The 21,720-nt window shown below is 60.2% G+C and carries 26 protein-coding genes; 14 read left to right on the top strand and 12 right to left on the bottom strand.

Going from position 1 to position 21,720, the window contains the following annotated elements:
* Nucleotides 1-69 precede the first annotated feature (69 nt).
* Nucleotides 70-969 carry a polysaccharide deacetylase family protein gene (locus tag J3P75_RS11230; RefSeq protein WP_203422111.1) on the bottom strand — a complete coding sequence of 300 codons (900 nt, stop codon included), beginning with the start codon at nt 967-969 and terminating at the stop codon, nt 70-72.
* 220 nt (nt 970-1,189) lie between these two features.
* Between J3P75_RS11230 and J3P75_RS11225 the strand changes: the two genes are divergently transcribed.
* Nucleotides 1,190-1,870 carry an SOS response-associated peptidase family protein gene (locus tag J3P75_RS11225; RefSeq protein WP_434710451.1) on the top strand — a complete coding sequence of 227 codons (681 nt, stop codon included), beginning with the start codon at nt 1,190-1,192 and terminating at the stop codon, nt 1,868-1,870.
* Nucleotides 1,871-2,118: 248 nt separating this feature from the next.
* Nucleotides 2,119-2,391: a hypothetical protein gene (locus tag J3P75_RS11220; protein ID WP_434710449.1), complete on the top strand. Its 273-nt coding sequence runs from the start codon at nt 2,119-2,121 to the stop codon at nt 2,389-2,391.
* 46 nt (nt 2,392-2,437) lie between these two features.
* Here J3P75_RS11220 and J3P75_RS11215 read toward each other — a convergent pair whose 3' ends face one another.
* Nucleotides 2,438-2,578: a hypothetical protein gene (locus J3P75_RS11215; RefSeq protein ID WP_157720839.1), complete on the bottom strand. Its 141-nt coding sequence runs from the start codon at nt 2,576-2,578 to the stop codon at nt 2,438-2,440.
* A 147-nt stretch (nt 2,579-2,725) separates the two neighbouring features.
* Between J3P75_RS11215 and J3P75_RS11210 the strand changes: the two genes are divergently transcribed.
* The gene (locus J3P75_RS11210; protein WP_434710447.1) at nt 2,726-3,109 is read left to right on the top strand and encodes a DUF2784 domain-containing protein; all 384 of its coding nucleotides are present in this window, start codon (nt 2,726-2,728) and stop codon (nt 3,107-3,109) included.
* Here J3P75_RS11210 and J3P75_RS11205 read toward each other — a convergent pair.
* Nucleotides 3,100-3,546: an Rrf2 family transcriptional regulator gene (locus J3P75_RS11205; RefSeq protein WP_434710445.1), complete on the bottom strand. Its 447-nt coding sequence runs from the start codon at nt 3,544-3,546 to the stop codon at nt 3,100-3,102. The two genes, J3P75_RS11210 and J3P75_RS11205, sit on opposite strands and share 10 nt — an antisense overlap.
* A 133-nt stretch (nt 3,547-3,679) precedes the next feature.
* On the opposite strand from J3P75_RS11205, the gene J3P75_RS11200 reads away from it, so the two are divergent.
* Nucleotides 3,680-4,567, top strand: coding sequence for an NAD(P)/FAD-dependent oxidoreductase (locus J3P75_RS11200; RefSeq protein WP_434711260.1), 888 nt, complete (start codon nt 3,680-3,682; stop codon nt 4,565-4,567).
* Nucleotides 4,568-4,580: 13 nt separating this feature from the next.
* Here the strand turns inward: J3P75_RS11200 and J3P75_RS11195 are convergent, their stop codons facing one another.
* Nucleotides 4,581-5,108, bottom strand: coding sequence for a DUF3087 domain-containing protein (locus tag J3P75_RS11195; RefSeq protein ID WP_434710443.1), 528 nt, complete (start codon nt 5,106-5,108; stop codon nt 4,581-4,583).
* Nucleotides 5,109-5,332: 224 nt separating this feature from the next.
* On the opposite strand from J3P75_RS11195, the gene ppnN reads away from it, so the two are divergent.
* Nucleotides 5,333-6,706, top strand: a complete 1,374-nt coding sequence (ppnN, locus tag J3P75_RS11190) for a nucleotide 5'-monophosphate nucleosidase PpnN (protein ID WP_434710441.1) — start codon at nt 5,333-5,335, stop codon at nt 6,704-6,706.
* A gap of 195 nt (nt 6,707-6,901) precedes the next feature.
* Here ppnN and J3P75_RS11185 read toward each other — a convergent pair whose 3' ends face one another.
* Nucleotides 6,902-8,296 carry an FAD/NAD(P)-binding protein gene (locus J3P75_RS11185; RefSeq protein WP_434710439.1) on the bottom strand — a complete coding sequence of 465 codons (1,395 nt, stop codon included), beginning with the start codon at nt 8,294-8,296 and terminating at the stop codon, nt 6,902-6,904.
* Nucleotides 8,297-8,860: a helix-turn-helix domain-containing protein gene (locus tag J3P75_RS11180; protein ID WP_434710437.1), complete on the bottom strand. Its 564-nt coding sequence runs from the start codon at nt 8,858-8,860 to the stop codon at nt 8,297-8,299.
* A gap of 86 nt (nt 8,861-8,946) precedes the next feature.
* On the opposite strand from J3P75_RS11180, the gene J3P75_RS11175 reads away from it, so the two are divergent.
* From J3P75_RS11175 to J3P75_RS11145, 7 genes are all read left to right on the top strand, one after another.
* On the top strand, nt 8,947-9,882 hold the full coding sequence (locus J3P75_RS11175) for a DMT family transporter (protein WP_434711258.1): 936 nt from the start codon (nt 8,947-8,949) through the stop codon (nt 9,880-9,882).
* 245 nt (nt 9,883-10,127) lie between these two features.
* Nucleotides 10,128-13,046: a monovalent cation/H+ antiporter subunit A gene (locus J3P75_RS11170; protein WP_434710435.1), complete on the top strand. Its 2,919-nt coding sequence runs from the start codon at nt 10,128-10,130 to the stop codon at nt 13,044-13,046.
* Nucleotides 13,046-13,390, top strand: coding sequence for a Na+/H+ antiporter subunit C (locus J3P75_RS11165; protein WP_007910763.1), 345 nt, complete (start codon nt 13,046-13,048; stop codon nt 13,388-13,390). Before J3P75_RS11170 ends, J3P75_RS11165 begins: the two co-directional genes overlap by 1 nt.
* Nucleotides 13,387-15,066 (top strand): monovalent cation/H+ antiporter subunit D, encoded by a 1,680-nt coding sequence (locus J3P75_RS11160; protein WP_434710434.1) that lies wholly within the window; start codon nt 13,387-13,389, stop codon nt 15,064-15,066. Before J3P75_RS11165 ends, J3P75_RS11160 begins: the two co-directional genes overlap by 4 nt.
* Complete coding sequence (locus J3P75_RS11155; protein ID WP_206416155.1) at nt 15,063-15,551, top strand: Na+/H+ antiporter subunit E; 489 nt, start codon at nt 15,063-15,065, stop codon at nt 15,549-15,551. The genes J3P75_RS11160 and J3P75_RS11155 overlap by 4 nt, the downstream gene beginning before the upstream one ends.
* Entirely contained in the window at nt 15,548-15,826 is a 279-nt protein-coding gene (locus J3P75_RS11150; protein WP_090284207.1) for a K+/H+ antiporter subunit F, read from the top strand. Before J3P75_RS11155 ends, J3P75_RS11150 begins: the two co-directional genes overlap by 4 nt.
* Nucleotides 15,823-16,185, top strand: coding sequence for a Na+/H+ antiporter subunit G (locus J3P75_RS11145; protein ID WP_434710432.1), 363 nt, complete (start codon nt 15,823-15,825; stop codon nt 16,183-16,185). Before J3P75_RS11150 ends, J3P75_RS11145 begins: the two co-directional genes overlap by 4 nt.
* A 126-nt stretch (nt 16,186-16,311) precedes the next feature.
* Here J3P75_RS11145 and J3P75_RS11140 read toward each other — a convergent pair whose 3' ends face one another.
* The 4 genes from J3P75_RS11140 to J3P75_RS11125 form a co-directional block, all read right to left on the bottom strand.
* Nucleotides 16,312-16,752: a DUF3995 domain-containing protein gene (locus J3P75_RS11140; protein ID WP_434597349.1), complete on the bottom strand. Its 441-nt coding sequence runs from the start codon at nt 16,750-16,752 to the stop codon at nt 16,312-16,314.
* Nucleotides 16,753-16,947: 195 nt separating this feature from the next.
* A complete protein-coding gene (locus J3P75_RS11135; protein ID WP_434710431.1) occupies nt 16,948-17,964 on the bottom strand; it encodes an ABC transporter substrate-binding protein in 1,017 nt (338 codons plus the stop codon).
* Nucleotides 17,965-18,087: 123 nt separating this feature from the next.
* Entirely contained in the window at nt 18,088-18,285 is a 198-nt protein-coding gene (locus J3P75_RS11130) for a hypothetical protein (RefSeq protein ID WP_434597345.1), read from the bottom strand.
* Nucleotides 18,282-18,731 carry a hypothetical protein gene (locus tag J3P75_RS11125; protein WP_052178306.1) on the bottom strand — a complete coding sequence of 150 codons (450 nt, stop codon included), beginning with the start codon at nt 18,729-18,731 and terminating at the stop codon, nt 18,282-18,284. Before J3P75_RS11125 ends, J3P75_RS11130 begins: the two co-directional genes overlap by 4 nt.
* A 479-nt stretch (nt 18,732-19,210) precedes the next feature.
* On the opposite strand from J3P75_RS11125, the gene J3P75_RS11120 reads away from it, so the two are divergent.
* Together J3P75_RS11120 and J3P75_RS11115 are read left to right on the top strand one after the other, a co-directional pair.
* Nucleotides 19,211-19,423, top strand: coding sequence for a hypothetical protein (locus tag J3P75_RS11120; RefSeq protein ID WP_434711256.1), 213 nt, complete (start codon nt 19,211-19,213; stop codon nt 19,421-19,423).
* Nucleotides 19,424-19,473: 50 nt separating this feature from the next.
* Nucleotides 19,474-19,713 carry a DUF2789 family protein gene (locus J3P75_RS11115; RefSeq protein WP_434710429.1) on the top strand — a complete coding sequence of 80 codons (240 nt, stop codon included), beginning with the start codon at nt 19,474-19,476 and terminating at the stop codon, nt 19,711-19,713.
* Nucleotides 19,714-19,719: 6 nt separating this feature from the next.
* On the opposite strand, the gene J3P75_RS11110 is transcribed toward J3P75_RS11115, so the two are convergent.
* Nucleotides 19,720-19,923 (bottom strand): hypothetical protein, encoded by a 204-nt coding sequence (locus J3P75_RS11110; RefSeq protein WP_336355500.1) that lies wholly within the window; start codon nt 19,921-19,923, stop codon nt 19,720-19,722.
* 112 nt (nt 19,924-20,035) lie between these two features.
* Nucleotides 20,036-21,259: a methyl-accepting chemotaxis protein gene (locus J3P75_RS11105; RefSeq protein WP_434711254.1), complete on the bottom strand. Its 1,224-nt coding sequence runs from the start codon at nt 21,257-21,259 to the stop codon at nt 20,036-20,038.
* Nucleotides 21,260-21,720 lie beyond the last annotated feature (461 nt).

Below are 21,720 nucleotides of genomic sequence, written 5' to 3'. Positions count from 1 at the left end.
GTACAATCGGTAGAGCATAGATCAGCATTTTGCTATGCGTTGTCGCGGTAATGTCTACTGCCTCACAAATCAATGCGAGTCATGGTCCCAGATCCAGTTCCACATTCCTGGCAGACTCACCGGCTCCGAGCTTTTCTCAACGGTGCGCGCCAGCGCCGCTCTTTGCAGCGCTTCGTGATCATCATAGAAAGGCTTGCGGTCCAGCTTCACGCCCGTAGCGGCCGCGCTGTCGAGCAGGATCTGCAGATATTCGCGGGTATGCCGCGCGGTGTAGCGATTGAGATCGTGAAAGGTCACCACCACCGGAATCACTCCGTCCACCGTCGGCAACGCCCCTGCGGCGATACGTTCACGCACCTCGGATAACTGCCGCAGCAAATTGGCCCGCCGACGTGGACTGGCATTGAAGCCCCAGATCTTGCCGTCGTTGGCGCTGAGATCCGTCAGCAACACCTGCAAACCGTGCTGCTGATACGCCGCGAAGGTGCGTTTGTCGAAATTCCAGAATGGCGGACGCAGCAATTTCGGCGGCGCCCCGGTGATGGCAGCGATATCGGCCGCGCCGTTGTTCAGCGACGCTTCCAGTTGTTGTGGGTCGAGTGAGCGATGATTGGTGTGCCAATGGGTCGCGGTGTGAAACGCGAGGATGTGGCCCTCGTCGTGTTCGCGGCGCATCAGGCTGCGGCCGATCTCGCTGTTGCCCGCTCGCGGCGCCCGGGTCTGCACGAAGAACACCGCTTTGATATTCGCTTGCAGCGGATTGTCCTTGAGGCTGTCGAGCACCATCGCCGTCGGGTTCCACAAGCTAGAAGCACTGGGGCCGTCGTCAAAGGTCAGTAGAAACCGCACCGGCGCCTGGGTCTGCAGCCGCGCTTCGGTTTGCGCAGTCATTTCTATCGGCGCGGCGATACAGCCGGCCAGACCGAGCACCATGAGCGCAGCAGTAAAAAGCTTGAATCCGGATGTCATGTTTGCCTTGAGCGCGACCGCTGCCGTCATGTTGTCGTTTGGCAACTTCCCTCGCCCCCTACCCATCCGTGCATTGCCTTCGCGAGCGGAGGTTGGATAGGGTACACAGGCTTTGGTTCCGGCGCTCATTACCTCGGTTGTTTAATGTGCGATTAGACGCGGTCACCTCCACTCGGGACGTCAGCGACTAAGCTGAAATGTCCAACCGGAGATTCAGCCCATGTGCGGAAGACTCTCGCAATATCGCGGCATTCACGATTTCGTCGCCGCGCTGAGCATTCCCGACGCCTTGATCAATCACGTCGGCGATGCAGCGCTGGCGCGCTACAACGCGGCGCCGACCACCGCGTTGGCAGTGCTTCATCAACAGGGCGCACATCTTCAAGCCGACAATCTGCGCTGGGGCTGGCGACCGCATTGGGCCAGCGATCGCCCTGCGCCAATCAATGCGCGCGTGGAAAAAGTCGCCCACGGCCCATTCTTCCGCGCGATCTGGCGCCATCGCTTGATTGTGCCCGTCGACAACTGGTTCGAATGGGTCGATACCGGGGAAAAGGCCCGACAGCCGTGGCTGATTCGTCGTGCAGACCAGAGCCCGGTTTTCTGCGCCGCCATCGGCCAATTTCCCACAGCGCAAAGCGCGGCTCGAGACGATGACGGTTTTGTGATCATTACCGCCGAAGCGGTCGGAGGCCTGCTCGATGTGCATGATCGCCGCCCGTTGGTGTTCGGCGCGAAACTGGCACGCGAGTGGCTCGATCCGGCGACCTCCATTGAGCGCGCCGAGCAGATGTTGCTGTTCGAAGGTGAAGGCAGCGAGTCGTTCGAGTGGCACAAAGTCGCAAGAGCCGTTGGAAACGTCCGTAACCAGAATGCTGAATTGATTCAGCCGGTTGAATGAGGGGCGAACGCCCTTTGAGCGAACCATTGACTCGGCGTCGTTACAACGGCTGTTTCACACGTGAAACAGTGCGAATGTAACCGATACGCAAATAGACCAACCGCTTGTCAGACAACCCGACCATCGTGCATACATTTCGCTGCACTCCAGCTAGCATGCGCGCCGCATTTCCATTTGGTATACCAGTTGACCAAAGAGTCAACGAACCAGGATCCCAACAACATCTACAAGCCTTGCAGAGAACTAAGTTGCGCGACGATTTTGCAATCAAACAGGTCGGTGGCCTGGAGTGTATTCATCTGTCCACGACAGAGCGCTTTGAACTCGACTGTTTTATCGGCCACTACATCAAGACCCGAAACCTGAATGCCGTTCCCGACATCGAACGCACCCTGCGCAGTACCCTTGAAAACTATCCCGGCCATGCGCCTGTGATGGTCAACGAGCTGAATGCCTGGATCGACAGGACACTGGGCTATCGGGCCTCACACCCGGACTTCACCCAGCTGGACGATCTTTGAGCCTGTAAAAAAGCCCCGCACTTGCGGGGCTCTTCGTATCGACTGCTTAGAACTTGCGGTCAGGTTCGGAAAGCTCCTGGCTATCGTCATGCTTCCAGGTTTTTTCCTTGCGCTTCTCGCGTTCTATTTCTTCTTCGCTTGGTTCATCCGTTTCCATATCGTTTTCAGGCTGCTTTTGCTCATTCACCCTGCGCACCTCCTGCCATCGTCAACAGTCTTTCTTCAAGCGTAGATCAGGTTTCAGCCAAGGGTCCCATACGTGGCGTCCGCCTTGAGCTTTAATCCCCGCGCCGGCGTAACATGGCGTCATTCACGATCGCGTCGGGGAGACGACATGCTGTACCGAATCGCAGCCGACGGGCTGGTGCTGTTTCATCTTTTGTTCATTCTGTTCGTACTGTTTGGCGGGCTGCTGGTGCTCAAATGGCCACGGTTGCTGTGGCTGCATTTGCCGGCTGCCGCCTGGGGCGTGGCGGTCGAGTTGCTGCACCTGACCTGCCCGCTGACCTACTGGGAAAACCTCATGCGCCACGCCGCCGGCCAGACCGAATACGCCGGAGGCTTCATCGAGCATTACATCTGGCCGATCATCTACCCGGCTGGGCTGACCCCGCAGATTCAACTGGCGCTCGGCAGCGTGGTACTGGCGATCAACTTGCTGGTGTACGGACGCTTGATCCGCTCGTGGAAGTTGCGTCGCGCCGCCGCTCAGCCCTGATCGACCTCGCAAACGGTTTTGAAACGCGAGTCGAAATCCGCCGCCAGATCCGCCAGGGTGATGCTGCCCAGTCTCGACAGCAATAGCGCTTGCGCCTCATCGAAGGTTCGCGTCAGCGCGGCGTTGACCGCCTGCTCGACCAGGCACTGCGGGTGATCCGTCGACAAACCGATGGAAAAAATCGACTGTGTGCCCAATGCCTGGTGAATATCCAGCAACGTAATCTGCTTCAGCGGTTTGGCCAGCGCCCAACCGCCCTGATGGCCCTTCTCCGACGTCACGAAACCCTGCTCCTTGAGCAAACCCATGGTGCGCCGCACTACTACCGGATTGGTGCGGAGCATTGCGGCGATGGTTTCCGAAGTGGCGCGTTTTTCGTGGCGATCCATGTGGATCAGCACATGCAGCATGCGCGACAGGCGCGTGTCGTTTCTCACTTGAGCATTTCCAGACTGAACAAAGAATACCTCCGAGTATCGCTTGCAAGATCTGAAGTTACGAGACTATTGACAGTCTTTTTTCACGTAACTTACGATGTACTCTGAAAACCTCACTGCGGAGATCTGGATCATGGTGTACGACGTCATCATTGTCGGCGGCAGTTACGCAGGGCTGTCCGCAGGCCTGCAGCTGGCCCGCGCCCGGCGCAGCGTGCTAGTGCTCGATTCAGGCCTGCGGCGCAATCGCTTCGCCGACACTTCTCACGGCTTTCTCGGACAGGACGGACGCGCACCCGGCGACATTGCTGCCGAGGCGCGGGCGCAACTGATGGCCTACCCTACCGTGCAATGGCTGGCAGATACGGCGGTAGAGGCCGTGCAGGTTGACGCTGGTTTTGCTGTGCGCACCCGCACCGGCGAGCAGCTCAGCGCCAAGCGCCTGATCCTCGCGTCGGGCGTGATCGACGAATTGCCGGACATCGAAGGACTCCGACCACGCTGGGGCCAAAGCGTTTTTCATTGCCCGTACTGTCACGGCTATGAACTGAATCAGGGCGCAATCGGCGTACTGGCGACTTCGCCCCTGTCGATTCATCACGCCCTGATGCTGCCTGACTGGGGCCCGACCACGTTCTTCATCAATGGCGTTTTCGAACCCGATGCCGAACAACTGGCGCAGTTGGCTGCACGGGGAGTGAGGCTGGAAACCCGACGCGTCAGGCGCATTGAAGGCGCGCGTACGGACGTAGTCCTCAGCGACGGCGAGATCGTCGCGGTTGCTGGCCTGTTTGCCATGCCGCGCACACGCATGGCAAGCCCGCTGGCCGATCAGTTGGGCTGTGTATTCGAAGAAGGGCCGATGGGGCCTTTTATCCAGACTGACGCGACCCAACAAACCAGCGTCCCTGGGATCTTCGCGTGCGGAGATGCCGCACTGGCTGCCGGCTCCGTCGCACTGGCGGTCGGCGACGGAGCCCGCGCCGGGGCAGGCACACACCGCTCGCTGATTTTCGCCTGAAAGCGCAGACGCCTTAGCGCGACGTCTGCTTCAACCCTTCCAGCCACGCCGGATCCAGGCGCGTCTGCTCGGTATCGAGCCCCTGCGCCTGCATACGCTGTTTATGCTCTTCGACTTCCCGCCACAGCTGCCCGTGATCGCTGGAATTGCCGTCCAGCTCGTGCATCTGCATCAGGCCCAGATGATAGAAGCGCAGCACTTTCATTGCGGTCGGATCGTTTTGTGCGACCGCGGCGGTCAGGTGATGCATCACGTTGGTGACACTCATAAGACTGCGCTTGAGCCGCCAGCTGTACACCGCCGGCGCCATCCAGCTCTGATGCCAGAAGCGTCCGCGCAGCATTGCGCCGGTCAGTAAAAAGGCCAGGAACACACCACCGACATTGAAGCGCAGGTTGTCGCCGTCAGGCTCGCCGAACAGCGCCACCGCCACGCTGGAAAACAGCATTGCCAATAGCAGAAACAACACGGCGATGATGAGCGTGCTGCGCCGGGTCTGCTGGCGGAAAGTGGCGGCGTCCATCGGCTGAATCTCGAACATCACAAATGACTTCCTTGAGCGACAAGAGGGGTAACGGAAAAAACCGCCCGGCGCATTATCGCCTCTGGTGCGGATTTAGCTATGCTGGGGCTCCTTTTGATCTTTTCAGCGTCCAACGGGGACATGGCGGTATAGCGCAGATCGTGCCATCTTCATTCATGGATACACATTATTCGGATGCCGTTCGCCTGAGCAGGGAATGACATCGTTTTAAGGATCATTGCATGACCCAAAGACACGTAATCAACGCCTCGGTCAGCCCGAAAGGCAGCCTCGAAACCCTTTCTCAACGTGAAGTGCAACAACTGAGCGAAGCCGGTTCCGGCAGCACCTACACCCTCTTCCGCCAGTGCGCCCTGGCCATCCTCAACACCGGCGCCCACGTCGATAACGCCAAGACCATTCTCGAAGCCTACAAGGACTTTGAAATCCGCATCCATCAACAGGATCGCGGTGTGCGCCTGGAGCTACTGAACGCGCCGGCCGACGCGTTCGTCGACGGCGAAATGATCGCCAGCACCCGTGAAATGCTGTTCAGCGCCCTGCGCGACATCGTCTACACCGAAAACGAACTGGACAGCCAGCGCATCGATCTGAGCAATTCGCAAGGCATCAGTGACTACGTGTTCCACCTGCTGCGCAACGCGCGCACCTTGCGCCCGGGTGTCGAACCGAAGATTGTCGTGTGCTGGGGCGGTCATTCGATCAACACCGAAGAGTACAAATACACCAAGAAGGTCGGCCATGAGCTTGGCCTGCGCAGCCTCGATATCTGCACCGGCTGCGGCCCCGGCGTGATGAAAGGCCCGATGAAAGGCGCGACCATCGCCCACGCCAAACAGCGCATTCACGGCGGCCGCTACCTCGGCCTGACCGAGCCGGGCATCATCGCCGCCGAAGCGCCAAACCCGATCGTCAACGAACTGGTGATCCTGCCGGACATCGAAAAGCGTCTGGAAGCGTTCGTGCGGGTCGGCCACGGCATCATCATCTTCCCGGGCGGCGCCGGTACGGCAGAAGAGTTCCTCTACCTGCTGGGCATCCTTATGCACCCGGACAACAAGGGCCTGCCGTTCCCGGTGATCCTCACCGGCCCGAAAAATGCCGCACCGTATCTCGAACAACTCGATGCGTTCGTCACCGCCACCCTCGGCGAAGCGGCCCGTCAGCATTACGAAATCATCATCGATGACCCGGCCGAAGTGGCGCGGCAAATGACCCAAGGCTTGAAAGCCGTGAAACAGTTCCGCCGCGAACGCAACGACGCTTTCCATTTCAACTGGCTGTTGAAGATCGACGAAGGCTTCCAGCGCCCGTTCGATCCGACTCACGAAAACATGGCCAACCTGAAGTTGCATCTTGACCAGCCCGCGCACGAACTGGCGGCGAATCTGCGTCGCGCGTTCTCGGGGATCGTCGCCGGCAACGTCAAGGACAAGGGCATTCGCCTGATCGAAGAACACGGGCCGTACCAGATCCGCGGTGACTCGGCGATAATGCAACCGCTCGACGCCTTGCTCAAAGCCTTCGTCGCCCAGCACCGGATGAAACTGCCGGGCGGCGCGGCGTATGTGCCGTGTTATCAAGTGGTGGCGTAACTTTTAGGCCCGTTCACAAATGTGGGAGCTGGCTTGCCAGCGATGGCGGTAGATCAGTCAGATAAATGCCGGCTGATACACCGCTATCGCCAGCATGCTGGCTCCCACAGGGGTTCGGCTTATGAGCGGCATGTTTGCCACACCGCTAAACCTGTGGGAGCCAGCCTGCTGGCGATGAGGCCCTTAAGAACAACTTCAACTCACCAACCGCGCAGCCAGTGCCTTTGCCTGTAACGCCACATCCGTCACTGCCGTACTTTCCCACCACATTCCGCGCAACGGCGGCCCCATGGCAAACAAACGCCTGGCCGCACGTCCTTCGGCATCCAGCACCGCGCCGTCCGCCGCCGCGGCAATCCCCAGCGCCAACGGCCCCGGGTGCACCAGACCGCGTGCCAGCAACTGCTGCGGCAATGGCCGAGCCACGCGGCGCCAGTCGTACTCGATGCCGCTGGAATTGATCAGCGCAGCGCCATGCACCACGCGAGTTTCAGACTCGCCACGAAGCCGGATGCGAATACAGACTCCGCCCTCCGGACTCGGCTCAAGTCCCTTGAACGATGCCGCCTCAATTGTCAGGCGCCCTGCCCCGTGCAGTCTCTCAAGCAACTGCGCACTCAATGGCGGCGAACGGTGATGATGACTCTCCCACCATGGCCGTACATGGCGTACGAATTGTCGCCGCTGCTCGTCGGTCGCCTGACTCCATAAACGTGCGATATGCACGCGAACCGTGTCCAGCGGCGCCTGCCAGTCGATACCTTGCGCAATGGCTGTCTGGCATTGCAGCCGCAGTTCGCGCAACAGTTGCCGTGGCGTGCGCAGGCTGTGATCGGCACCGAGGAAATCCACCCAGGCCGGTGGCTGCCGGCGTACATGCGGCAACAAGCCATGCCGGGAAAACACTTTGATCGGCCCGCGATGCCCGGCCTGCTCCAGCGACACCACCGCGTCGACCATGGTCAGGCCGGAACCGATGATCAACACGGTCGATCGGGGCTCGAGCAGCCGCATGGCGGCGACATCCCAAGGATCGAGCGCGGCAGCGTTGAGGCCGCTGGAGGCTTTTTGTGGGGTTCGCGCGGCGGGAAACATGCCGGTCGCCAGCACTGCATAGGCTGCGTACAGGGTTTGCCCGTCGCTCAAGCTCAGCTGTACCGAATCCGTAGCGGATAACAGGTCGGTGACTTCGGCGCAGATGTGTTGGACGCTCGAGCCGTGTTGCGCGCCGATTGCGCGGGCTTCAGCCAGACGCTGCTGGACATAGACGCCGAACAAGCCGCGCGGCGGGAACAGTTCGCTGACCGGCACGCTCTGCTCGGCAGACTCCGGCCAGCCGCCGCCAGCGATGTGCTCGGTGAGCCATTGAGTCAGGTCGTCAGGATTATCCGGGTCGACGCTCATGCGCGCGGCGTTACCGTTCAGCGTATGGCCCAGCTCCACTGCGCTGTAGGCCTCGCCCCGGCCGAGTTCGGCGCGTGGTTCGATAATCACAATCTTGCGCTGCACAGGCAGACGCAGCAATTGCACCGCCAGCAGCGTGCCGCTGAGGCCGCCGCCGATGATCAGGATGTCTGCGCTCAGGCTCATTCAAATCACCACATTACGCACGAATCGCGCCGCCACATCGCCGTCATTGCGATAGGAGTGCGGCTGATGGCTGGCAAACATGTAGAACTCCCCGGCATTGATGTGCTGCGGCTGATCGCCGAGCATCAGCGTCAGGCATCCTTCGAATACGAAAATCTGCTCGCTCCAGCCCTCGGCATCGACTTGCGAGGGATAGACCTCACCGGGCTGCAGGCACCATTCCCACTGCTCGACTTCACGCGTAGCGATCGCCTTCGACAGCAATACCGCTTTGCTGCCGGGAATGCTGCCGGCCCATGCCACTTCATTGATGCGGCTGGGATCGCGGGCATCCGGGGCCTGGATCAGATCGCTGAATGCGACGTCGAGCGCTTCGGCAACGCGATCGAGCGTGGTCAGACTGACATTCTTCTCGCCCGCCTCGATCGCCACCAGCATGCGCCGACTGACCCCGGATTTTTCCGCCAGTGCTGTCTGGCTCAGGTCAGCCGCATGCCGCAAACGCCGGACATTCTGGCTGACGTGTTGGAGGACGGAGGCGCGTTGCGTGGAATCTTTGTGCACTATATTGCTCACTCGGTAGGGTTGGGCAGTATACTGCGCAACGTTGCGCCGCATTGTGCGGCCTCCTTTTTATAGTGCGCAAGGCCATCATGTCATCGAACGGTTCTCCTACACCTGTGCGTCTGTCCCGCTTCAGCAAAGCCGAGTGCGTGCTGGTGCTGATCACCATGATCTGGGGCGGCACGTTCCTGCTGGTTCAGCATGCGATGACGGTCAGCGGCCCGATGTTTTTTGTCGGCCTGCGTTTTGCGGCTGCTGCGCTGATTGTCGCACTGTTCTCTTGGCGTCATCTGCGCGAACTGACCCTGTTCGAACTCAAGGCCGGCGCGTTCATCGGCGTGGCGATCATGCTGGGTTACGGTTTGCAGACGGTGGGCCTGCAAACCATTCCGAGCAGCCAGTCGGCGTTTATCACGGCTCTGTATGTACCGTTTGTGCCGTTGCTGCAATGGCTGATTTTGGGACGGCGGCCCGGATTGATGCCCAGCATCGGCATCATGCTGGCGTTTACCGGGTTAATGCTGTTGTCCGGCCCGTCCGGCGCTGCGCTGAATTTCAGCCCCGGCGAAATCGCGACGCTCATCAGCGCCATCGCCATTGCTGCCGAAATCATTCTGATCAGCACTTACGCCGGTCAGGTTGATGTGCGCCGAGTGACAGTGGTGCAACTGGCGACCACATCGGTGCTGTCGTTCCTGCTGGTCGTGCCGACCGGTGAGCTGATTCCGGACTTTTCCTGGACATTGCTGGTCACCGCGCTGGGGCTGGGCGCTGCAAGTGCGGCGATTCAAGTGGCCATGAACTGGGCGCAGAAAAGTGTTTCGCCGACTCGGGCAACGTTGATCTATGCCGGTGAGCCGGTGTGGGCCGGGATTGTCGGACGGATTGCTGGCGAGCGGTTGCCGGCGATTGCACTGGTGGGCGGGGGGTTGATTGTTGCGGCGGTGATTGTCAGTGAGTTGAAGACCAAGCGGAAGGTTGTCGAAGCAGAAACGGAATTGGAGCGGGAGATACAGGGCTGATCCGAAATAGCCAGTGCCTTTCCGGTAGCTATCGCGAGCAGGCTCACTCCTACAGGGGGAATGTATTTCAAGTGTGGGAACGAGCCTGCTCGCGATGGTGCCAATATGGGCAATATCTGCGCTACTGAAACAAGGCTAAACACTAGATTCCGGACTACTTTGTAGGATTCTGAGACATCCTGGCGTTTGGTGATCGGGGAGCTGGCACGTATGATGCTTCACAAACCTCCGCAGATTAGAAGCCTATGTCCCTGATAGTTCTACTGCTTCTGCCTTTCATAGGCAGCTGTCTGGCAGCCGTGCTGCCACACAATGCGCGTAACGCCGAATCCCTGCTGGCAGGTCTGGTCGCTCTGATCGGCACGGTCCAGGTCGCAATGCTGTACCCGCAAATCGCCCATGGCGGGGTGATCCGCGAAGAATTCATGTGGCTGCCCAGCCTCGGGCTGAATTTTATTCTGCGCATGGACGGCTTCGCCTGGCTGTTCTCGATGCTGGTGCTGGGCATCGGCACTCTCGTTTCCTTATATGCCCGTTACTACATGTCGCCGGATGACCCGGTGCCACGTTTCTTCGCGTTTTTTCTGGCGTTCATGGGCGCCATGCTCGGCCTGGTGATTTCCGGCAACCTGATTCAGATGGTGTTTTTCTGGGAGCTGACCAGCCTGTTCTCGTTCCTGCTGATCGGCTACTGGCATCACCGTGCCGACGCCCGGCGCGGTGCCTACATGGCGTTGATGGTTACGGGGGCCGGCGGATTGTGCCTGCTGGCGGGGGTCATGATCCTCGGCCATGTGGTCGGCAGCTATGACCTCGACAAGGTCCTGGCCGCCGGCGACATGATTCGTGCACACGCTCTCTACCCCATCCTCTTGCCTCTTATTCTGATTGGCGCCCTCAGCAAAAGCGCGCAGTTCCCCTTCCACTTCTGGCTGCCCCACGCAATGGCGGCGCCCACCCCGGTTTCGGCCTATCTGCACTCGGCGACCATGGTCAAGGCCGGGGTTTTCCTGCTTGCACGTTTGTGGCCATCGCTATCGGGAAGCGAAGAATGGTTCTACATCGTCAGCGGGGCCGGCGCCTGCACGCTGTTACTCGGCGCGTATTGCGCGATGTTCCAGAACGATCTCAAGGGTCTGCTGGCCTATTCGACCATCAGCCATCTCGGCCTGATTACCCTGCTGCTGGGTCTGAACAGTCCGCTGGCAGCCGTGGCGGCGGTATTCCACATTCTCAACCACGCCACCTTCAAGGCCTCGCTGTTCATGGCCGCCGGCATCATCGACCATGAAAGTGGCACTCGCGATATCCGCAAACTCAGCGGTCTGTTCAAGCTGATCCCCTTCACCGCAACACTGGCTATGGTCGCCAGCGCCTCGATGGCCGGCGTGCCGTTGCTCAACGGTTTCCTCTCGAAGGAAATGTTCTTCGCCGAAACCGTGTTCATCAATGCCACGGCCTGGGTCGAAATCAGTCTGCCGATCGTCGCCACCATCGCTGGCATGTTCAGCGTCGCCTATTCGCTACGGTTCACGGTCGATGTGTTCTTCGGACCGACCGCCACCGACCTGCCGCACACCCCGCATGAACCGCCGCGCTGGATGCGCGCACCGGTCGAACTGCTGGTGTTCACCTGCCTGCTGGTGGGGATTTTCCCCGCGCAGATCGTCGGCCCGCTGCTCGCCGCTGCGGCGTTGCCCGTGGTCGGCGGCGAGCTGCCTGAATATAGCCTGGCGATCTGGCATGGCCTGAACGCGCCGATGATCATGAGCCTGATCGCCATGTCCGGCGGCATCGTCCTCTACTGGCTGCTGCGCCAGCAATTCCGGTTGGGCCGCTTCAAATACCCGCCGCTGGTGGGTCGCTTCAATGGCAAGCGCCTGTTCGAGCGCAGTCTGGTGGTGATGATGCGTCTGGCCCGGCGCGTTGAACGCCGCCTCGGCACCAAGCGCCTGCAGATGCAGTTGTTTCTGGTGGTATTGGCGGCAGTGCTTGCCGGCCTGATCCCGATGTTGAACAGCAGCCTGAGCTGGGGCGACCGGCCGAAGATTCCTGGTTCGATCGTCTTCGTCACCCTGTGGCTGCTGGCGATCGCCTGCGCCCTCGGTGCCGCCTGGCAGGCCAAGTATCACCGTCTCGCGGCACTGACCATGGTCAGCGTCTGCGGCCTGATGACCTGCGTGACCTTCGTCTGGTTCTCCGCGCCGGATCTGGCGCTCACGCAGCTCGCCGTCGAAGTGGTCACCACGGTGCTGATCCTGCTCGGTCTGCGCTGGCTGCCACGGCGCATCGAAGAAGTCTCGCCACTGCCGAGCAGCCTGCGCAAGGCGCGGATTCGTCGCCTGCGCGACCTGCTGCTGTCGATTGCCGTCGGCGGCGGCATGGCGTTGCTCTCCTACGCCATGCTGACCCGGCAGACACCCAACGACATTTCCTCCTTCTATCTCAGTCGCGCACTGCCCGAAGGCGGCGGCAGCAATGTGGTCAACGTGATGCTGGTGGATTTCCGCGGCTTCGATACCCTCGGCGAAATCACCGTGCTGGTCGCGGTGGCATTGACCGTGTTCGCCCTGCTGCGCCGTTTCCGCCCACCGAAAGAAAGCCTGCAACTGCCCGCGCAGCAACGCCTGCTGGCGCCCGACGTGGTCACCGATCTGGTCAACCCGCGCTCGGCCAGCGACACCGCGCTCGGCTTCATGATGGTGCCGGCGGTGCTGGTGCGTCTGCTGCTGCCGGTTGCACTGGTGGTGTCGTTCTACCTGTTCATGCGCGGGCACAACCAGCCGGGCGGCGGTTTTGTCGCCGGTCTGGTGATGTCGGTGGCGTTTATCCTGCAATACATGGTGGCGGGGACGCAGTGGGTCGAAGCGCAAATGAGCCTGCGACCGCTGCGCTGGATGGGCACCGGGTTGCTGTTTGCTACCGCCACTGGTCTCGGGGCGATGCTGGTCGGTTATCCGTTCCTGACCACGCACACCTGGCACTTCGAATTGCCGGTGCTGGGTGATATCCACATCGCCAGCGCGCTGTTCTTCGACGTCGGCGTGTATGGCGTGGTGGTCGGTTCGACGTTGTTGATCCTGACCGCCCTCGCCCACCAATCGGTGCGGGGCCACAAGACCGCGTCGCTACCCAGGTCCGTCGCCAGCAAAGGAGCCGTCTGATGGAAGAAGTCATCGCAATCGCCATCGGCGTTCTCGCCGCGTCCGGGGTCTGGCTGATATTACGGCCACGGACTTTCCAGGTGGTCATGGGCCTGTGCCTGCTGTCGTATGGGGTCAACCTGTTCATTTTCAGTATGGGCAGCCTGTTCATCGGCAAGGAGCCGGTGATCAAGGACGGCGTCACCCAGGACTTGCTGCACTACACCGATCCGCTGCCGCAAGCGCTGGTCCTCACGGCGATTGTCATCAGCTTTGCCATGACCGCGCTGTTCCTCGTCGTGCTGCTCGCCTCGCGCGGCCTGACCGGCACCGACCACGTAGACGGCCGGGAGCCTAAGGAATGATGGCGATGACGCACCTGATCGCCGCACCGATTCTGCTGCCGCTGCTTACCGCCGCGCTCATGTTGATGCTCGGCGAACGGCACCGGCCGCTGAAGGCGAAAATCAACCTGTTCTCCAGCCTGCTCGGCCTGTTCATTTCGATGATGCTGCTGCAATGGACCCAGACCACCGGGGTGCCTGGCTCGATCGGCGTGTACCTGCCGGGCAACTGGCAGGCGCCGTTCGGTATTGTGCTGGTGATCGATCGACTGTCCGCGCTGATGCTGGTGCTGACCGGGATCATCGGCGTCAGCGCCCTGCTGTTCGCCATGGCACGCTGGGATGGCGCAGGGTCAAGCTTCCACGCACTCTTCCAGATTCAATTAATGGGTCTGTACGGCGCGTTCCTGACCGCGGACCTGTTCAATCTGTTCGTGTTTTTTGAAGTCCTGCTCGCAGCGTCCTACGGCTTGCTGTTGCATGGCTCGGGCCGAGCGCGGGTGTCGTCGGGGTTGCATTACATCTCGATCAACCTGCTCGCCTCATCGCTGTTTCTGATTGGCGCGGCGCTGATCTACGGCGTTACCGGCACCCTGAACATGGCGGATCTGGCGTTGAAGATTCCGCTGGTGTCGGAAGCCGACCGTGGCTTGCTGCACGCTGGCGCCGGGATTCTTGCGGTTGCGTTCCTGGCCAAGGCTGGCATGTGGCCGCTGAATTTCTGGCTGGTGCCGGCGTATTCCTCGGCCAGTGCGCCGGTAGCGGCGATGTTCGCGATCATGACCAAGGTTGGCGTCTACACCTTGTTGCGCCTGTGGACGCTGCTGTTCTCCGGGCAAGCCGGGGCTTCGGCATTTTTTGGTGGCGACTGGCTGATCTATGGCGGCATGGCGACGATGGGCATCGCAGCGCTGGCGATTCTCGCGGCGCAGCGACTCGAGCGCATGGCCAGCCTGAGCATTCTGGTGTCGGCCGGGATTCTACTGTCGGCGGTGGGTTTCGCTCAGCCGAACCTGATTGGCGGCGCGCTGTTCTATCTGGTCAGCTCGACCCTGGCACTGAGTGCGCTGTTTCTCCTGGCGGAGCTGATCGAGCGTTCGCGCTCGGCCAACGAGATCCCGCTGGAAGACGAAAGCGAGTTGCTGCCACGACCGCAGGAATCCCTGCAACCGCCCAAAGGCATCAACCTCGACGATGAGCAAAAAGCCGTGGTCGGTCAGGTGATTCCATGGACCATGGCCTTTCTCGGCCTGAGCTTTATCGCCTGCGCACTGCTGATCATCGGCATGCCGCCACTGTCGGGGTTCATTGGCAAACTCAGCCTGATCGGTGCGCTGCTCAATCCGCCGGGATTAGGCAACGGCGGGCCAATCTCGAATGCCGCGTGGGCGCTGCTGGCCTTGCTGATTCTGACCGGGCTGGCGTCATTGATGGCGTTTTCGCGCCTGGGTATTCAGCGCTTCTGGACGCCCGAAGAGCGCCCTTCGCCGCTGTTGCGCAAACTGGAATGCGCACCGATCTTCCTGCTGCTGGGGCTGAGCATCGTGCTGACGTTCAAGGCTGAGCCGCTGTTGCGCTATACCCAGGCCACCGCCGAGGCGCTGCACAATCCTCAGCAATACGTCATGGCGGTGCTCGGCACCCGCGCCGTGCCCAGCCCGGAAGGCAAAGCCGCGCTGTTGGAGGTGCAACCATGAAACGACTGTTTCCGGCACCGTGGTTGTCTCTGGCACTTTGGGTTTTGTGGCTGACGCTGAACCTGTCGGTCAGCCCGGGTAACTTGCTGCTCGGCGCGGCACTGGGTTTTGCGGCCCCCCTGATGATGCGCAAACTGCGCCCCAAACGCGCACGCATTCGCCGCCCTGGCAGCATCGTGCGCCTGTTCTTTCTGGTCGGCCGCGACGTGGTGATGTCCAACCTGATTGTCGCCTGGGGCGTGCTCAACGCCGGCCGGCGTGCGCCGCACTCTTGCTTCGTCAAGGTGCCGCTTGATCTGCGCGACGCTCACGGCCTGGCGACGCTGGCGATGATCTGCACGGTGGTACCCGGCACGGTGTGGTCGGAGCTGGCACTCGATCGCAGCGTTTTGTTGCTGCACGTCTGGGATCTGCATGACGAAGCGCAATTCATCGAGCACTTCAAAAGCACCTACGAGCGACCGTTGATGGAGATTTTCGAATGAGCCCATTGCTGTCGAATGCGATTCTGCTGACGCTGTTCCTGTTTTCGCTGGCCATGGTGCTGACGCTGATTCGCCTGTTCAAAGGCCCCTCCGCGCAGGATCGCGTCCTGGCGCTGGATTACCTGTACATCGTCGCGATGTTGATGATGCTCACCTTGGGTATTCGTTATGCCAGTGACACTTACTTCGAAGCCGCGTTGTTGATCGCGCTGTTCGGCTTCGTCGGCTCGTTTGCCCTGGCGAAATTCCTGCTGCGTGGCGAGGTGATCGAATGACCGACGAACTGTCTCTATGGGTCGAAATCCTGGTGGCGATTCTGCTGGTGCTCAGCGGCGTATTCGCACTGATTGGCGCCTTGGGTCTGTTGCGCATGAAAGATTACTTCCAGCGCATGCACCCGCCGGCACTGGCGTCGACGCTGGGCGCCTGGTGTGTGGCGCTGGCCTCGATCATTTGTTTTTCGGCGCTGAAATCCACGGCGGTGGTGCATGCGTGGCTGATCCCGATCCTGCTGGCGATAACCGTACCGGTGACGACACTGCTGCTGGCGCGGGCGGCACTATTTCGCAAGCGCATGGCCGGGGATGATGTTCCGGCTGAGGTCAGCAGCCGCAAAAGTGAAAGCGGTAGCTGAAGTTTTTTATTGCCTGCAATGAAGCTATCGCGAGCAGGCTCACTCCTACATGGGAACGCATTTCAATATGGGAACGCATTTCAATGTAGGAGTGAGCCTGCTCGCGATAGGGATATTTCATTCACCTCAAACCCAAGCCACCGCCAACAACCCCGCCCCCAACACCGCGCACAACGGCGAATACACCCAGGTATCCAGCCGTGCAAAGCGCGAATCCTTCACTTCCTTGAAAAAACCGACCAGATTCGAATCGCCAATCGCCCGGGCAAACAACAACAAGGCAATCGCACTGATCACCCACTGCAATGCCTTGTGCTGCACCGCTGGCATGCCCCAGCCGACACGCATGCAGACCAGCACGGCAATCAGCAACAGAGCGGCTGCCACCAGCAAGGTGATCCAGCCCGACGGTTTGAACGCTGGCCGCAGCGTCTCGACAAAACCGGCCACCGGCACCTGCGGCACCACCACGGCCGCCGCCCATTGCCCACCCAGCGCCCAATACACATGCATCAGACTGATCAACGCAAAAACGGTCACCAGCCATTGAGCCAACACAAAGGTCATGGTTGAAATCCTTGGAAAGGGATTTGAACAAACCATCGTAGTCGGATTTTTTTCATGTGCACGACCGGTCGGCGGTATGCGGGGGCATGAACCGGGTTTGAAAAAAACATCGCCAGCAGGCTGGCTCTCCCACATTTGGTATGCGATCCCCTGTGGGAGCCAGCCTGCTGGCGATGAACTCAATCGCCGAGACGACTATTTCAGATCAGCCGAAACCTTCTCGGCCACATCTTTCGGCAACCATGCCTGCCACACATCAGGATGCGCTTTCATGAACGCAACCGCCGCCTCCCGTGGCGGGGTGTGCTTCTCGCTCATTTGCGCCAGCGCTTTGTTCAGCGGTTCGATCGGGAAGTCCACCTTGCTGAAGAATTCAGCGATCTGCGGATATTGCTTCTGGAACGGCGTAGACACGCCGATCGACAGCTTCGAGGCCAGCGAGCGGGTTGGTTTTGGATTGGGGTTGTCGGCGTCAGTCAGGGTCTTCCAGGCTTCGGCGTCGAAAGGGGGTTCTTCCAGCTGCACCAGCCTGTACTTGCCGAGCAGCGGGGTTGGCGACCAGTAATAAAACAGTACGGGCTTGCCGCGACGGATCGACGAGCTGATCTCGGCATCCAGCGCGGCCCCTGAACCACTGCGGAAATTGGTGTAATCGTCCTGCAGGCCGTAAGCCGTCAACTTCTGCTTGTTGACCACTTCCGAGGTCCAGCCGATCGGGCTGTTCAGGAAGCGCCCCTTGCTGGGGTTTTCCGGGTCCTTGAACACGTCCTTGTACTTTTTCAGGTCGCTGACACTGCGCAAATCCGCAGCCATCGGCTTGATGCCCTTGGCCGGGTCGCCCTTGATCACGTATTCCGGCACCCACCAGCCTTCGGTGGCGCCTTTGACCGTATCGCCCAGACTAACCACTTTGCCCTCGGCCTCGGCCTTGACCCACACCGGACTGCGCCCGGCCCACTCCTCGCCAATGACTTGAATGTCATTGTTGGCGAGTGCGGTTTCCAGCGTAATGGTGGTCCCCGGCAACGTGTCGGTCGGTAATCCATAGCCCTTCTCGACGATGACCCGCAGGACATCGGTGATCAGGCTGCCACTTTCCCAGTTCAGGTCGGCGAAATGGATCGGCGCCTGCGCCGCCGAGACCGATTGCGCTGACACCAGCAAACCGAAGGTGGCCACGCTGGCGGCCAGTAACCGTCGAAATCCGTTCATGCATTACACCTCGTGCCGTTCACAGCCATAGCCGTTGGCCTGGAAGACCGCAAGCCGCTGAATACTCAGTCAACTCACTGTAGCCGAGGTTCCTGCTTTTTCCGGGCGTGCGCCACGACGAGGTCAGGTTTCAGACTTTTCCTGCAAGCTTTGCAGCTCGCGTCTGACCATGGCGGCGTATTCCGCGGGGCGCAAGGCATAGAGCTGCGCCGCCAGCCAGTTGAGCCATGCGCCTTGCAGATCGGTTTTTGCAGCGAACAAACGTCGGGCCTCTTCGCGTGCGGCTTCGAGGTGTTGCAAATGGAAATCCGCGCGGCTCACTCGCTGGCCTTGAAGGTCACGAGTTCACCCTTGCGCCACTTGGCCGCTTTGGCCGTGACGGCTTTGAGCGTCTTGGTCAGGCCTTCCTGCAACTGTTGATGAGCGGCGAACACGGTCACCACGCTGTGACCTTCCTTGAACAGGATCGCATGGCCGTCAGCGGTCTCGACGAAGGCGTAATCGCCCAGGCCATACACCGTCAGTTTGATTTCACGGAAGCGGATATCCATCTTGCCGCCTTCACGGCTGGGCAAGACCGATGCACTGAAATGATCGCCGACCTTGAGCTTGAGGCCGGGTTTGTCGTCAACGACCAAAGCACTTTCGGTGTCGATCTCGGCAACGTAAATGCCTTCGGCGTTTTGCTCGGTGATGTAAACAAAACGCGATTGGAAAAGTTTGACCAGCTTTGCGCGCAAATCACCCAACACGAACAAAGCATGCATATCGAGATTACTGACTGCCAAGGAAACATCCCCACATCTGAAAAAACCGCACACGGAAAACGCGCACGGCAAAAAACGTCCAGGCCGATGAAGCTGCCAAAACTCAACTGAAATCCGATTCGAGCAGAGCGCTCGTTCAACGCGAGGTTGGTAAGACTACTGGATTGTCACCCGCGAGACCCGTCCCAAAGTCGCCACAGGTCGAAGGAAAAATCCTTACTGATGGCGCAAGCAGACTGACTACAAACCTTAGGGAAAATTCTCACGAAAAAAAGCACTTTTCCGACATATCGCTGGCGAAAAATTGCTTTAGATAAGCCCTGTCGTCAACAGGCACTGGCGATTCTAGAGCAGCGATGCTCATTCCGACTACCCGAAACGGCCGCTAATTCCCGGCCGACTGATGAAAAGGACTTCATATGTGCACTCTGACTCATTTCGCCGTATCGACTGACGCCCGAATCAGCGCACCGCTGATCATGCAGGTCAACCATCTGAACGATCTGCCGACAACTTCTAACAACCACCAGCAACCGCGTTATCAGGTCGTCCCCGCCGGAAACGCGTTCTTTCATATAAAAGAAACATCCACCGGCCTTGTCAGAGGTTTCCGCGGCGATCACAACGAAGCCTGCGCACTCGCCCGCTCCCTTGAAACACAAATCGAACTCCGCGCCAGCTGCCGCCTCTGATAAGGGGAATGAACGCACACGCCGCATCGGCACCGAACGAGGAGTAGACGATGGAACTGCCAACCGAGCTTAATCTGACCACCCTTTTTGAACAGCTGGGCTTGCCGTCGGACGAGGCGTCGATCAATGATTTCGTAGAAGCGCACCCGCTTGATTCGGAGACCAAGCTTGTCGATGCCGATTTCTGGACGCCAGCACAAGCGCAGCTACTGCGAGACTGGCTACTGGCGGACGGCGAGGAAGCGCCGATTGTCGATGAGCTGAACGTGCGCCTGCATCGCGGTAAATAAATGCAATCAGTGCAGACGGTCGCCGGGCTCGAAGTTGAGTTGATCGAGCCAGGCAGCCTTGCACGCCTCAGCCTCGTCGCGGCTGGCAAAAGCCGTCCCACGCCGCTCGCCGTTGAGCAACACCACCCAGCACACAGTGCGCCCCATCGCGCGCAAACCGGCCGGCACGCCACTGCCGATCATCACCGCCACATCGATTCTGCATTGCATGCAGCCCTCCCGAAATCATTAGCAACCTAACAAGTTTGCAGATTAAGGGTTTCGCTCGATCAGAAACAGCAACGCCCGTGCACAGATTCATTGCGCCAGCCGTAACAATCGCTCAGCGCGGCTTCTCTGGCTTATACCCCAAACGCAACCCGCCCCAGTGTCGACCCTTGACCATGATCGGCACCGACAGGTCATGCATCAGCTCGCCTGTGTCGCGGGTGTAGGTCTGCAACAGCACCGGTTGTTGATGACTGCCGCAACGAATCCCGGTGCGGTCGGCGAACTTGCGTTTGGTGCGGTTATTGATGGCGTCGACCTGCGCATCGCCCGTCAGCGGCTGACTGAACTGCTGATTGTGCGTCGGCACATAACCCTGCGGCGTGCAGGCAATCGCGAACACCAGCCCTTCGTGACGTGGCAACAACGGCTCCTGAATCGCCGGCAGCACCTGATCGGTGTAACGGTCGAAACGGCTGTGAAATTTTGCCGGTTGGGTATTCGGGATCGGCTGGTACTGGCGATCGAACAGATCTTCCAGGCTGATCTTGCCCTGCTCGATATCAGCCTCGAAACGCGCGGCAATCTGGCTCGCGCCTTCACGGGCAAGATCGTAGACGCGCTGGTGATAGTCATCCAGCCCGACTTCGGCCAGACGCTCGCTGATGGTTTCCGCCTGCCCTTCCATCTGTACAGCTGCTTCAGCCAGGCGCCGAGTCTGTTCATCGCTGATCGCCAGGTCGCTGCGCATCTGCTCAATCGCTATGAACAAGCTGTCGAGCTGCTCGCGATTGGTCTGTGCACCATGGGCGATTTCGCCGACCTGGGTTTCCACCCCGGCGGCCAATCGGGCAATGTTTTCCAGATGCTCGCCAGTGTGTTCGACCTGCTCGACACCGGTTTGCAGATCGCTGGAGAGCTGGCGAATCTGCTCAACCACTTGGGCGGTGCGCTGCTGGATATCGGCGACCATCTCGCCAACCTCGCCGGTCGCCGACGCCGTGCGCGCCGCCAGACCACGCACTTCATCGGCCACCACGGCAAAACCGCGACCATGCTCACCGGCCCGCGCCGCCTCGATCGCCGCGTTCAATGCGAGCAGATTGGTCTGGCTGGCAATCGACTGGATCACCAGCGTGACGCGCTGAATGTCATCGCTGCGCAGGCTCAGGGCTTCGATCAGTTCCCGGCTGGCATTGGCGCGCTCACTGAGTTGATGCATGCGCGCGATCGAATCCACCAGCTCCGTGCGCCCCGCCGCGCTGCTGTGGTGCGCCTGACTGGCGGCTTCCAGCGCTACGCGGCTGAGTTGCGACGTGGCCTGTTCGGTGGCAATCATCACCTCGGCATTGCTGACAATCTGCGCCGCCGCGTCCAGTTGCGATTCGAGCTTGCTCGCCAGCTCTTTGACCGAAAACGCCACGCCGGCCGCTGACAGCGCGTTATGGCTGGTGGTGTAGGAAAGATCGCGAGTGAGTTCGGAAATTGCGCTGCGGTTGTCGCTTGGCAGCGAATCGGGGGCAGCACGGCTGCGCAGGCGCGGCAGCCAGACAATCAGCACTGCCAGCGGCAAGCCGATGTACAGCGACCATTCGGCCAGAGTCGTGCCAGCCAATAACAGCATCAGGGCGATGCTTTGCAGGGTCGGTGCGATCCAGCGGTTTTTTGCTAATTGCACTGGTGCAGGCAGCGCCGCAACCAGAGATCCGTCTCTCGTCATATCATCACCCCACGCCTGTTCTCATTGTTGTGACTGCATTAAACGCCACTACAACGCCATTATCCATGGTCCGTTAGTCG

The sequence above is a fragment of the Pseudomonas sp. R1-1 genome (assembly GCF_051132135.1).
In the GTDB taxonomy this organism is placed as follows: domain Bacteria; phylum Pseudomonadota; class Gammaproteobacteria; order Pseudomonadales; family Pseudomonadaceae; genus Aquipseudomonas.
This window is presented reverse-complemented; position numbering and strand designations above follow the sequence as displayed.